Annotated in this window: 2 protein-coding genes (1 of these 2 cut by a window edge); both read left to right on the forward strand. The window is 65.7% G+C overall.

Translation table 11 applies throughout. The annotated features are described in order from the left end of the window. Positions 1-9,555, forward strand: a complete 9,555-nt coding sequence (locus tag ACLEJR_RS11160) for an amino acid adenylation domain-containing protein (RefSeq protein ID WP_440813900.1) — start codon at positions 1-3, stop codon at positions 9,553-9,555. After that, positions 9,552-13,949 carry the start of a non-ribosomal peptide synthase/polyketide synthase gene (locus tag ACLEJR_RS11165; RefSeq protein WP_440813901.1) on the forward strand. 13,401 nt of this gene lie beyond the right edge of the window, so only the first 4,398 of its 17,799 coding nucleotides appear in the window; the start codon lies at positions 9,552-9,554; the stop codon falls past the right edge of the window. Before ACLEJR_RS11160 ends, ACLEJR_RS11165 begins: the two co-directional genes overlap by 4 nt.

The raw sequence follows: 13,949 nt of genomic DNA on the forward strand, positions 1-13,949 counted from the left end.
ATGGTCGAAGCGCAATGCTATTTGTTGAGTTCTACCCAACAGTCCGTCTGGCTCGATCAACAGCTATCGCCCGATACCCCCTCCTACAACATCGGTGTCACCGTGGAGATCCACGGTGCGGTGGACCTTGCCCTGTTCACCACCGCATTGCGGGCCGTGGTGGCGCAGCATGACGCGTTGCGGTTGATCTTCAGCGAGCACGGCGGGCGGGTGACACAACGGGTTGACGACACCGTGCAGGGAGCCCTGAGCTGCCACGACTGGCGCGGCGATCCCCAGGCCCACAGCGCTGCCCTGGCCCGTATCACGCAGCTCAATCGTACCCCTTTCACCCTTTACAACCAGCCGTTGTGGGGCATGGAGTGGTTCCAGTTGTCGGACACCCATGCGTTGTGGAACAGCCGCTATCACCACCTGATCTGCGACGGCACTTCGGTGGGTCTGATCGGCCAGGCGGTGAGCGCGGCCTATAACGAATTGTTGCAGGGCCGGTCGCCCGTCATTGACCCGGAGTTGGCACGCGGCTATCGCGATTTCATGGCGCGGGACCAGGCGTTCCTCGACTCGACGCGCTACGCCAAGGCCCGTGATTACTGGCTCGAACAGTTTCCGGAACTGCCGGCGCCATTGTTCCAGCAGGCGCCGCGAGCCAACGTCGGCGAGCCGGTACCCAGCGCCCAGGCAATCTGGACCCTGGGCGGTGAGCACCTTGAGCGGTTGAGCCAATGGGCGAAAACCCAGGGCGCCACGCTGAGCCACAGCCTCAGCGCCCTGTTGGCCTACTACTTCAGCCGGATGACCGATCAACGCGAACGGCTGGTCATTGGCCTGCCCGTGCACAACCGCAGCAACCCGCTGCAAAAACGTACGGCCGGGATGTTTTCCTCGGTCCTGCCATTGACGGTGCCAGTCGACCCGGCGCTGAACTTTGCCCGCGCCGTGCAGCAGGTGGCCAGCCAGACGCTGCGCAGCTACCGGCACCAACGCTATCCGCTGCAGGCCCTGCATCGCGAGTTGCGCGCCCGCGCCGGTCACCCCGGCCATCTGTTCGAGGTGATGCTTTCAGTCGAACAATACCCGGGAGACGTTCACCTGGGGCCGGCACGATGTGCGCTGCGCACGTGGCACAACGGCCATGAGCGTTATCCGCTGGCCATTTACCTGCGTCATTACGAGGAGAAAACCGAGCCGTTCCTGGAGTTCAACTACGACCCACGACTGTTCAGCGCTGAAGACATGGCCGCACACCTGCGGCGTCTTCGACATTTGACCGAGCAACTGCTGGCCGCCCCCGACCAGCCGCTGGCCGAGGCCTCGCTGCTGGACGCCGCCGAGCTGCAGCAAGTGCTTCATGGGTTCAATGCCAGCGTCCGTGACTATCCGGCCGATGAACCCCTGCACAGCCTGTTCGAAGCGCAGGTGCGGCGGCGTCCCGATGCTACGGCACTGCTCGATGGTGCACAGTCATTGAGTTACCGTCAGCTCGACCGCCACGCCGAGCGCCTGTCCGGGCATCTGGCAGCGCGTGGCATCCGAGCCGGTGACCATGTAGCGCTGGCTTTGCGACGCGGCAGTGCATTGATCGTATCGGTGCTGGCCATCCTCAAGCGCGGCGCCGCCTATGTGCCCATCGACCGAGATGCCCCGCCGGCCCATCAGGCGCGGGTTCTGGCCGATTGTGGCAGTGACTGGCTGCTGGTCGAAGGTGACGACAGGCCGGCGGTGCAAGGCGTGCAACTGATCGATGTCGCCGGATCATTCGAGGACGCGCCGAACCCGCCGCCGCAGCGCGCCGGCGCTGTCGCCTACATCATGTACACCTCCGGCTCCACCGGTGTGCCCAAGGGTGTGCAAGTGCCGCACCGGGCGGTCACCCGGCTGGTGCGCAACAACGGCTTTGCCGACTTCAGCGCCCAGGATCGCATCGCCCTCGCCGCCAATCCGGCCTTCGATGCCAGCACCCTGGAAATCTGGGGTGCCCTGCTCAACGGTGGCTGCCTGATGGTCTGCCCGCGCCAGACCGTGCTCGACGCCGAGCGCTTGAATGAGCATCTGCTGCGCCAAGAAGTCAGCGTGCTGTGGCTCACCGCCGGGTTGTTCCATCAGTTCGCCGACGCCCTGGCCCCGTCCTTCGCCGCCCTGCGCTTGTTGATGGTGGGCGGTGATGTGCTCGACCCGCGTTGTATCGAACGGGTGCTGCGCCAGTCGCCTCCGGGACAGTTGCTCAACGGCTACGGCCCCACCGAAAGCACCACCTTCGCCACCACCCACCGCGTCACGCTAGAGGATGCGCTGGCGGGCGACATTCCCATCGGCCGGCCCATCGGCAATACCCAGGTCTACGTCCTCGACGAGCAGCGCCAGGCACTGCCCATCGGCGTCGCGGGCGAGCTGTACATCGGTGGCGACGGGCTGGCCCTCGGCTACCTGAACCAGGCGCAATTGAGCGAAGAGCGCTTCGTCGCCAACCCCTTCGCCCCCGGAACGCGGCTGTACCGCACCGGCGACCTGGTGCGTTGGCGTGCTGACGGCGTGCTGATTTTTCTCGGACGCAACGACTTGCAGGTCAAGGTCCGCGGTTTTCGCATCGAGCTGGGGGAAATCGAAGCGCAGCTCAAGGCCACGCCCGGCATCACTGAAGCGGTGGTGCAAGTCGATGCCCAGCAGCGCCTGCTGGCCTATTTCAGCGCGACCGAGGCTCAACAGCCCAATGAGCTGCGAGGCCGGTTGGCTGCGGTATTGCCCGACTACATGCTGCCGGCGGCCTTTGTGCAGGTGGAGGCTTTCAGCCTGACCGCCAACGGCAAGCTGGACCGCCGCGCCCTGCCCGAGCCGAGTGAAGACCACTTCGCCATGCAGCGCTACGAAGCGCCACAGGGGCCGGTGGAAAGTCGCCTCGCCGAACTGTGGACGCAAACCCTCGGCGTGCCCCGGGTGGGACGCCAGGACAACTTCTTTGCCCTCGGCGGTCACTCGCTGATGGCCGTGCAACTGGTCGAGCAATTGCGGGCCGAGGGTTGGCACCTCGACATCGGGACCTTGTTCACCGCGGCGAACCTCCACCATCTGGCCCTGCTGCTCGAACACCCGGTGAGTCCAGCCGAACCCCACACGCCCACACTCACCTCGGGCATCGACCCGGACTGCCTGCGCATCACCCCGGACATGCTACCCCTGCTAAACCTGCCGCAAACGCAGATCGACTCGGTCGTCGCGGCTGTCGAGGGCGGCACGGCCAACATCCAGGACATCTATCCACTGGCGCCTCTGCAGGAAGGCTTGCTGTTCCAGCACCTGTTGCAGCCGGATGATGACGCCTACCTGCTGCGCGCCACGCTGGCCTTCGACAGCCACGAGCGATTGCAAGGCTTCGTCGCCGCATTCGACCAAGTGATCGCCCGCCACGACGTTCTGCGCAGCGCGGTACTCTGGGAAGGCCTGGACGAGCCGGTGCAAGTGGTCTGGCGTAGCGCGAGTCTGCCGGTGCAACGACTCGCCGACGGTGAACGGTTCAGCGACCAACCGCTGGACATCCGTCACGCGCCCCTGGCGCGGGCCTTCGTGCGCTTCGACAGCGCGGCACAGCAATGGCAATTGCAACTGGTCCATCATCACCTGGCTATCGACCACGCTACCCTGGGATTGCTGTTCGCCGAGGTTCGTGCGCTGATGCTCGACCCGCATCGGCATCTGCCCCCGAGCGTGCCGTTTCGCCAGTTCGTCGCGCAGGCGCGTCAGCCCCATCGCCAAGCGAGCGCCGAGGCTTATTTCCAGCGCTTGCTCAGCGACCTCACCGAACCGACCCTGCCCTACGGGCTGCACGACGTACAAGGCTCGGGCCGCGATAATCGTGAGGCCCAGCGCAGACTGGAGCCTGCTTTGGACCTGCGTCTGCGACGGTTGGCCAAGACTTGGGAGGTTGGTGTCGCGAGCCTGTTCCACCTGGCCTGGGCCCTGTTGATCGGCAAGACCAGCGGCCGTGACGAGGTGGTGTTCGGCACCGTGCTGTTCGGCCGTTTCAGCGCCGGCGAGCAAGCCGAGCGCGCTCTGGGCATGTTCATCAATACCTTGCCGCTGCGCATCGGCCTCGACGCGCCGCTACACACGGCCCTGCGGCAGACCCACGGCCGGCTGGTCGAACTACTTTCCCACGAACACGCGCCCCTGGCGCTGGCGCAACGGTGTAGCGCCCTGCCCGCCCAGACGCCGCTGTTTTCGGCGCTGCTGAATTTTCGTCACAGTCAGGCTCAACACAGTGCACAACCGGCGTTCGCGTTGCCGGGTGCGCATTGGCTGGGCAGCGAAGAGCGCAGCAACTATCCGTTCAGCCTGTCCGTGGACGACCTGGGCGACGGCTTCGTCCTGACCGGGCAGATCCATCATTCGGTTGACGCCAAGGCCGTGATGGCCCACATGGTTCAGGCCCTCGAAACACTGGCACAGAACCTGGAATCGACGCCGACAATACGCGCTTGCACTTTGGACACATTGCCCGTCGCCGAGCGCGAACAGGTACTGGACGGGTTCAACTCCACCCACCGGGCGCACCCTCGCGACACCCTGCTGCATGAACCCTTCGAGCAGCAGGCGGCCCTGTATCCCGACCGAGTGGCGGCGCAGATCGATAGTGCCCAGGAGACGTCGCTCACCTACGCGCAACTCAATGGCCGCGCCAACCAACTGGCCCATGCCCTGCTGGCCGCTGGCGTGTGCCCGGATGACCGGGTTGCGATCTGCCTCGAACGCGGCCCCCAACTGCTGGTAGCCCTGCTCGCCACCCTGAAGGCCGGCGCGGCCTACGTGCCGCTGGACCCAGCCTATCCGGCGGCGCGCCTGCTACACATGCTCGAAGACAGTGCGCCGCGCCTGGTGCTCACCAGCCAAGCCGCGCACGGGCGTTTGCCGGCGTCGCCAGGCGCCGTTCATTGGCAATTGGACTCGCCGCCGCTGGCGGAACGCCTGGGCGCCCTGGCCCTGGACAACCCAAAAGTCCCGGAACTGACCCCGGCGCACCTGGCCTACGTGATCTACACCTCCGGTTCCACGGGCCTGCCCAAGGGCGTGATGATCGAACACCGCAACGCCTGCAACCTGCTGCATTGGGCGCTGCATAATTTCCAGGTCGAGGAGATGCAACTGAGCCTGTTCGCCACCTCGATCAACTTCGACCTGGCGGTGTTCGAATGCTTCGTGCCATTGGCTGCCGGCGCGACTCTGCAGCTGGTGGACAACGCCCTCTCCCTGGTGGCGCAGCCACGGCCCGTGACGCTGGTCAACAGCGTGCCCTCGGCAGTGGAGCAACTCGCCAGGATCGATGCCATCCCCGACACAGTCCGCGTCATCAACCTGGCCGGCGAACCGCTCAAGGCGCCGCTGGTGGAACAATTGTTCAGCCGCAGCGCAGCGCGTCGGGTATGCAACCTCTACGGCCCGACCGAAACCACCACCTACTCCACCTGGCTGTCGATGCGTCGCGAAGACGGCTATCTGGCCGGTATTGGTCGCCCCCTGGATAACACCCGGATTTACTTGTTGGACCCGCATCGCCAGCCAGTGCCGCTGGGCGTGGCCGGGGAGATCTACATCGGTGGTGCCGGTGTCGCGCGAGGCTATTTGAACCGCAGCGAGCTGACCAGCGAACGTTTCCTGCCCGATCCGTTCGTCGACGATCCCGCGGCGCGCATGTACCGCACCGGCGATCTGGGACGCTGGCGGGCCGACGGCCATCTGGAATACCTCGGGCGTAACGACTTCCAGGTCAAGGTGCGCGGCTTCCGCATTGAACTGGGGGAAATCGAGACCCAACTGCTCGGTCTGCCGGGAGTGCGTGAAGCGGTGGTGGTAGCGCAACCCGCGCCGTCCGGCGACCCGCGGCTGGTCGCCTACCTGGTGGCCGAGGATGCCCACGGGCCAATTCCCGACACGGCGGCTGTACGCGCTCATCTGGAACAACGCTTGCCGGACTACATGTTGCCAGGCACCTGCATTGTTCTGGAACACCTGCCCCTGACGCCTAATGGGAAACTCGACCGCCAGGCCCTGCCGATGCCCGGCACCAGCCTCGCAGACGGCGTCAGGCAGCCACCCCGTGGCGACACTGAGCAACGTCTGGCGGCGATCTGGGCGCAGGTGCTCGGCCAGCCGGACATCGATCGCGAGGATGATTTCTTCAGCCTTGGCGGGCACTCGCTGCTCGCGGTGCAACTGCTCGAACAACTGCGCCGCAACGGTTGGAACCTGGACATCCGCAGCGTCTTCGAGCGCTCGACCCTCGCCGCCCAGGCCCGGCGCCTGGAAGCACTCGAGCGCAGCGCCGCGCCCCAAGCCAGCGTCAGCGCCATCGTGCCCGCCTGCTCGCGCATCACTCCGGAGATGCTGGACCTGGTGGCGTTGTCCCAAGCGCGTATCGACCAGATCGCCGCGCAGGTGCCCGGCGGTGCGGCCAACATCCAGGACATCTATCCGCTGGGCCCGTTGCAAGAAGGCATGCTTTATCACCACCGAGCCCAGCGTGACGGCGATCACTACGTGCTACGCAGCTTGCTGGCGTTTACCGACGAGGCCTGCCTGCAACGGTTCTGCGCCGCGCTGGAACAGGTCATTGCCCGGCATGACGCGCTGCGCACCCTGGTGCTCTGGGAGGATCTGGACGAGCCATTGCAGGTGGTGCTGCGGCACGTCTCCTTCACGCCCCGTCGCCTGGTGCTCGACGGTGAGGATATCGCCGCCCGCTTGCACGCCAGCGCCGACCCGCGTCATTTCCGTCTCGACCTGCGCCAGGCGCCGCTGATGGAAGCACGCGTGGCCTTTGATGCCCCCCATGATCGTTGGCTGCTGTTGTTGCTGCATCACCATGTGGTGGTGGACCACACCTCTCTGGAGTTGATGGTCGAGGAAATCGCCCTGATCGAAGACGGTCGTCAGGCCGAGTTGCCCGTACCCACCAGCCCCCGCGATCTGGTGGCCCAGGCACGGCGCCCGGAGGTGGTGGACGCCGCAGGCAAGTTCTTCAGCGAGCAGTTGGGCGACCTGGACGAACCGACCCTGCCCTTCGACGTCGACTTGCATGCCGATCCGCGCTGGCAAGCCTTGGAGCACCGGCAAGCGTTGACCCCGGACCTGGCTGGCCGGCTGCGCCAACAGGCCCATGCCCATGGCGTGAGCGTGGCCGGTATCTGCCACCTGGCGTGGGCATTGGTGTTGGGGCGGCTCAGCGGCCGCGATGATGTGGTGTTCGGCACGGTGCTGTTCGGACGCCTGCAATCCGGTGCCCATGCGGATCGGGCCCTGGGGCTGTTTATCAACACGCTGCCGTTGCGCGTGCGCCTGCAAGACAGCACCAGCGCCGTGCTGCAAACGGTCCAGGATGCCTTGAACGGTCTGCTCTGCCACGAACAGACCCCGCTGGCGCTGGCCCAACGATGCAGCGCGGTGCCGCCCGGCACAGCTCTGTTCAGTGCGCTGTTCAACTACCGCTACAGTCATGCCGGGCAGGCGAACATTGCCCAGGCGATGCCGGGAATGACCCTGCTGCACAGCGAAGAACGCACCCATTATCCTTTCAATCTGGCAATGGACGACCTGGGCGAAGGCTTCGAGCTCACCGCCCAGGCCCACCCCGAACACGCGCCTGAACGGCTCGTGGGATTCATGCTGCAAGCCCTGGAGTCGCTGGTAGAGACCCTGGCCCAGGCAGACGGCACACCGGTGCAGCAATTGCGCGTGCTACCGCCCCAGGAAGAGACGCTTCTGGACCGCTTCAACCCGCCACCCACGATTGCACCCGAAGGTACGTTGGCGCAGCGGTTTGCCGAACAGGCTGCGGCAACCCCGGACGCCTTGGCGGTGATCGACGAGCACCAGTCCCTGACGTTTCGTGAGCTCGACCGGCAAGCCAGTCGCCTGGCCCATCAATTGTTGGGCCACGGGCTGCGGCGCGGTCAGTTTGTCGCCGTCTGCCTGGAGCGCCAGGCGCATGCGGCGGTCGCCCTGCTGGCGGTGTGGAAAGCCGGTTGTGCCTATGTGCCGATGGATCCCGACTATCCGGCCAGCCGCCTGGCCTATCTGCTGGACGACAGTGCCCCCGCGGCGCTGATCACCCAGGAGCAGGTGCGCGACAGGTTGCCCACCTTCACGGGCGGACCGTTGATCAGCCTTGACGCCCTTGGACAACATGACTGGCTGCAAACCCCGGCAGCGGCGGAAGCTGCGCCAAGCCCGCAGCCGACTGACCTGGCGTACATGATCTACACCTCCGGCTCCACCGGACAGCCCAAAGGGGTCATGGTCGAGCACCGCGCGGTGCTCAATCTGTGGGCCGGCCTGCGCGAGCGCTTGGACGACCTGCCCGCCAACAGCTGCTGCTCACTCAATGCATCGATGGCCTTCGATGCCTCGGTGCAGCAGCTTTGCCAATGGCTCAGCGGCCACTGCCTGGTGATGATCCCCAAACGCATACGCCTGGATGCCGGGGCGCTGCTGGATTACCTGCACCATCAGCAGGTCACCGTGTTCGATTGCACGCCGAGCCAGTTGCAAGCCCTGCTCACACACCGGCAGGCGCAAGGCATGCCACAGCCATTACCGTCGCGCATCCTGCTGGGTGGCGAGGCGGTGCCCGCCGAGCTGTGGACACAACTGGCTGACGAATCCGGTGTGCGAATACTGAATGTATACGGGCCCACCGAGTGCACCGTCGACACCACCAGCGCCCGGCTCGATCAGCACGCACTGCCAAGCCTCGGCCAGCCGCTGCCCAATACCCGGGTGCAGGTGCTCGACGCACACGGTCGGCGCGTCCCGCAGGGGGTGGTGGGCGAGATTCATATCGGTGGCCTGGGCGTGGCGCGCGGCTACTGGCAGCGGGAGGCGCTCACCGGCGAGCGTTTCCTTGTCGACCCGTTTACCCATGAACCCGGTGCACGCCTGTATCGAACCGGCGACCTGGGGCGCTGGGAGTCGGATGGCAGCCTCAGTTACCTGGGACGCACCGACTTCCAGGTAAAAATCCACGGGCATCGCATCGAACTGGGTGAAATCGAAAGCCACCTGCTGGCGCTGCCCGGGGTGCATCAGGCCGTGGTAGTGGGCCGTCCCGATCGCCACGGCGTGAACCGGCTGATCGCTTACTTGCAGGGCGACACACCGCCGACTCCAGGCCAGGCCCGCGCCGCCCTGAGCGAACATTTGCCCGACTACATGCTGCCCAGCGCCTATGTGCGTCTGGACCGGCTGCCGTTGACCGCCAACGGCAAGCTCGATCGCAACGCGCTGCCCGAGCCGGACGCTCAAGCTTTCGTGCAAACGCCGTATGAAGCGCCCCAGGGCGAAATCGAGAGTGTCATGGCCGCCCTCTGGTGCGAGCTGCTGAACGTCGAGCGGGTCAGCCGTCACGACAATTTCTTCGCCTTGGGCGGCCACTCGCTGATCGCCATGGGGCTGGTCGAGCGCCTGCGCCAGCACAACCTGCGGGTCGACATCAGCCAACTGTTCACCGCGCCGACCCTTGCCGGTCTGGCGGCGGTCACCACTTCATTGAAGGAACTGCTCCTGTGACTGCGGATCAATTGCTGGCCTTGCTCAAACACCGTGGCGTCACCCTGTCCCTGCGCGGCGATCAACTGTCGGTGGTGGCCGACGACGAAGTCCTGGCCGACCAGGCATTGATCGCACTGCTGCGCAGCCACAAACCAGTGCTGATCGAAGCGCTACGCCAACCCGTTACCCCGGCGGCCCGGACCAGTGGACTGCCTGTGGGGACTACCCATATCAGCCCGGCGATGCTCGACCTGTGCCAGCTCGATCAAGCGCAGATCGAAAGCATCGTCGCCGGCGTGCCCGGTGGCGCGGCGAATATCCAGGACATCTACCCCCTGGTACCGTTGCAGGCCGGCATTCTGTTCCACCATTTGCTGCAAGCACATGGCGACACCTATTTGCTCCACGTGATGCTGGCCTTCGACGACGAGGCCTGCTTGTTGCGCTTCATGGAGGCCCTGAACCAGGCTATCGCCCGTCACGACATCCTGCGCACCGCGCTGGCCTGGGAAGGCCTTGACGAACCGATGCAGGTGGTCTGGCGCCAGGCTCCGCTGACCTTGGAGCGGATCACTACGGGCCAGGCCGATGTGCAGGCCGCGCTGCGGGCCTATACCGATCCGCGTCGGCAACGCCTGGACATGCGCCAGGCACCTTTGATGCGCGCAGTCGCCGCCGAGGACCCGGCCGGCGGGCGGTGGCTGTTGCAACTGCTGCACCATCACGCGGTCATGGACCACACCTCCCTGGAGCGACTGGTGGCAGAAGTCGCCGCGATCCAGCAAGGTCGCGTGGACCAATTGCAGCCGCCACAGCCGTTTCGCGATTTCGTCATGCGCGCCCGCCAGGGCTTGAGCGAGGCGCAACACACGGCGTTTTTCAGCGAATTGCTGGGTGATATCGACGAGCCTACCGCACCATGCGGCCTGCTCGATGTACGCGGGGACGGTAGCCAGGTGCAGACGTTGGAGGCGCCGCTGCCGGTGGCGTTGAGTCGACGCATCCGCGAGCTGTCGCGGCGCCTGCAAGTCAGCAGCGCGAGTCTCTTTCACCTCGCCTGGGCGATGGTACTGGGCAAGACCAGCGGTCGCGACGACGTGGTGTTCGGCACGGTGATGTTCGGGCGCTTGTCGGGTGCTGCCGAGGCCGCCACGGCCATGGGCCTGTTCATCAATACCCTGCCGCTGCGGGTGCGTCTGGCAGTCCCTGTGGAACAGGCCCTGCAGCAAACCCACACCCTGCTCAGTCGACTGATCGCCCACGAACACGCGCCTCTGGCCCTGGCCCAACGCTGTAGCGCCCTGCCCAACGGCACCGCGTTGTTCTCGGCGCTGCTCAATTACCGCCACAGCGCGAGCAGCGGCCAGACGCCTGCACTCGCTGGCATGCACGTGCTCGGCGGCGAGGAACGCACCAACTACCCGTTCAACCTCTCGGTGGACGACCTCGGCGAAGGTTTCTCACTGAGCCTGCAAATCGACCCTCAGGTCGGCGCCGCGCCGGTGCTCGGCTGGCTGAGCAGCGCTCTGGAAAACTTGCTGGACGCCCTCGAACGGCAGCCCGACACACTGGCTTGCCACCTTTCAATATTGCCCGAGGCGGAACGCGAGCGACTGCTGCAGACCTTCAACGACACGGCCCGCGAACGGCCCACCGAAGCCTTACTGCATCGAGCCCTGGAACAGCAGGCCGCGCGTCAACCCGAAGCCATCGCCGCGCGTTTCGACGCCGCTGACGGTGCCGCGTCGTTGACCTACGGGCAACTCAATAGCCAGGCCAATCGCTTGGCCCGTCTGTTGCTGCAAACCGGAGTTCGCCCCGACAGCCGCGTGGCGATTTGTCTTGAACGTGGTCCGCACCTGCTGGTGGCCCTGCTCGGTATCCTCAAGGCTGGGGCGGCCTACGTCCCGCTGGATCCGGCCTACCCCCGCGAGCGTTTGGCGCATATGCTCGACGACAGCGCCCCGCGGGCGTTGCTGACGGTCGCCGCACTGCAATCGAAGGTGACCGCCAGCGATGGCTGCACGCTGATGTGCCTGGACAATCCGCAGACCCAGGCGCGCCTCGCTGAGCAACCAGCCGACAACCCGGACCCGGTCCAACTGGGCCTGGGCGGGCATCACCTGGCTTACGTGATCTATACCTCCGGCTCCACCGGCACGCCCAAGGGCGTGATGATCGAGCACCGCAACGCCTGCAACTTGCTGCACTGGGCACTGCATGCCTTCGATGCCCACAGCCTGCGCGACAGCCTGTTCGCCACGTCGATCAACTTCGACCTGGCGGTCTTCGAATACTTCGTGCCGCTGGCCGCCGGCGCGACCCTGCACGTAGCCACCAATGCCCTGGCGCTGCTGGACCGCCCCGTGCCGGTGACACTGATCAATAGCGTGCCTTCGGCGCTCGATGCGCTGGTTGGCGCCCAGGCGATTCCCGCGTCGACGCAGGTGGTCAACCTGGCGGGCGAACCCCTCAAGCAGGGACTGGTGGAGCAAATTTTTGCCAACAGTGCCGTACAGCGGCTGTGCAACCTGTATGGCCCTTCGGAAACCACCACCTATTCCACGTGGGTGTCCATGGACCGGGATCAGGGCTTCGTGCCGGGCATCGGTCGACCGCTGGACAATACCCATGTGTACCTGCTCGACGCCCATCGCCAGTTGGTACCTTTGGGGGTCACCGGGGAAATCTACATCGGTGGCGCCGGTGTGGCACGCGGCTACTTGAATCGGCCAGCGCTGACCGAGGAGCGTTTCGTCCAGGACCCGTTTGCCGGCGTAATCGGCGCGCGAATGTACCGCACCGGCGACCTCGGTCGATGGACGCCCGACGGGCAATTGCTGTACCTGGGCCGCAACGATTTTCAGGTCAAGGTGCGTGGCTATCGCATTGAATTGGGCGAAATCGAAAGTACCCTCAGTAGGGTGCCGGGCGTGCAGCACGCGGTGGTCGTCGCCCGTCAGGACGTGCCAGGCGACCCACGCCTGGTGGCGTACTGGGTGATGCAGCCCGGGGCTCCGGTGAGCGAGGCGCAATTGCGCGATGCCCTGGCTGCGGCGCTGCCCGAATACATGCAGCCCAGTGCCTATGTGGCGTTGCCGGCGCTGCCCCTGACACCCAACGGCAAACTCGATCGCAGTGCCTTGCCGGCCCCGGATCAGTCGGTCGACGGGCACTTCGAGGCTCCCCAGGGCCCGCTGGAAACCCAACTGGCGGCGATCTGGGGCCGCCTGCTGGGCCTGGCGCAGGTCAGCCGACAAGCGCATTTTTTCCAGTCCGGTGGTCATTCGCTGCTGGCCGTGCAACTGGTTTCCCAACTGCGCCAACAACTGCGGATCGAGCTGCCCCTGGCCAGCGTTTTCGAGCACCCGACCTTGCAACAGCAGGCGCGAGCCATCGAAGCCTTGGCCGCGTCCGGCCGCCTTGGCGCTGCGCCGATCCCGGCCCTTGCACGGCGGGAGCCGCTGCCGCTGTCGTTCGCCCAGCAACGCCTGTGGTTCATCGCGCACCTGGACGCCCAGGCCAGTGCGGCTTATCACATGGCCGGCGGTTTACGCCTGCGCGGTGAATTGCACGAGCCTGCATTGCGCGCCGCGCTGTCGCGCATCGTCGAGCGGCATGAAGCCCTGCGTACTCGGTTCGTCACCGAAGGCGGCGAGCCCTGCCAAGTCATCGATCCGCCAGCGGATTTCTTCCTGCGCAGCGTCGATCTACGGGGCCAGCCCGTCACGGCGTTCCAGGACCATTGCCTCGAAGCCGCCGAGGCACCTTTCGACCTGGCGCGCGGCCCGCTGATCCGCGGCTGTCTGCTGCGCCTGGCCGACCAGGAGCATGTGCTGCTGGTGACCTTGCATCATATTGTCGGCGACGCCTGGTCACTGGCCGTGCTCACCCGTGAGCTGAGCGAACTCTATCAAGCGTTTATTCAGGACCGCACCGATCCGCTGCCGCCACTGGCGATCCAGTACGCCGATTACGCGCTGTGGCAGCGCTCTCCTCGTCAGGTCCAACGGGTCACCGAACAACTGGACTACTGGCGCGGGCAGCTCGCAGACGCGCCGGCGTTGTTGCAGTTGACGCTGGACCGGCCGCGCCCGGCGCAACAGGACTTCACCGGTGCCAGTCTCGACGTGAGCATGGAGGCGGCATTGGTGCAGGCCCTCAGGCAGCTGAACGAGCGCCATGGCAACACCTTGTTCATGACCGTGATGGCCGCCTGGTCGGTGGTCCTGGCACGCCTGTCCGGGCAGGACGACGTGGTGATCGGCACGGTGCTGGCCAACCGCACCCGCGCAGAGATCGAACCGTTGATCGGCTTCTTCGTCAACACCCAGGCCCTGCGGGTGCGCTTTGGCGAAGTCGAGCGGGTGGACCAACTGCTGGCCCAGGTACAGCGTACTGCCCTGGACGCT

The organism is Pseudomonas sp. SMN5 (assembly GCF_052041925.1).
Classification (GTDB): Bacteria; Pseudomonadota; Gammaproteobacteria; order Pseudomonadales; family Pseudomonadaceae; genus Aquipseudomonas.